1 pseudogene is annotated in these 322 nt (G+C 64.3%); it reads right to left on the bottom strand.

Annotation, left to right across the window (positions count from 1 at the left end):
* Positions 1-38: 38 nt before the first annotated feature.
* Positions 39-245, bottom strand: a pseudogene (locus ACG2LG_RS24370) (aldehyde dehydrogenase family protein); the annotation flags it as partial.
* Between the last annotated feature and the right edge of the window lie 77 nt (positions 246-322).

Below are 322 nucleotides of genomic sequence, written 5' to 3'. Positions count from 1 at the left end.
ACGTCGTAGCAAATCGACCCGTGCTGACGATGGTAAAATCAGGCCTGATCCGTAACCTCCTCGCGGACGATCGTCTTCACGTTCACGAACTCGCGGATGCCCTCGCGGCCCAGTTCCCGGCCCCAGCCGCTGTCCCGGATCCCGCCGAAGGGAAGGCGCGGATCGGACACGACCTGGGCGTTGATCGCCACGGTGCCGGCACGCAATCGGCGGGCGATGCGTTCGCTGCCACGCCCGAAATCCTCATACCTCACTCATCGAGAGCCACCGTCATGCCTCCCAAAACCCAACCCTGACACACCGCCATGCCCTCCACGAGCCA

Source organism: Haloferula sp. A504, assembly GCF_044385805.1.
GTDB lineage: Bacteria > Verrucomicrobiota > Verrucomicrobiia > Verrucomicrobiales > Akkermansiaceae > Haloferula.
Note: the sequence above shows the minus strand (reverse complement) of the source record. Positions and strands in the feature narration are given on the sequence as shown.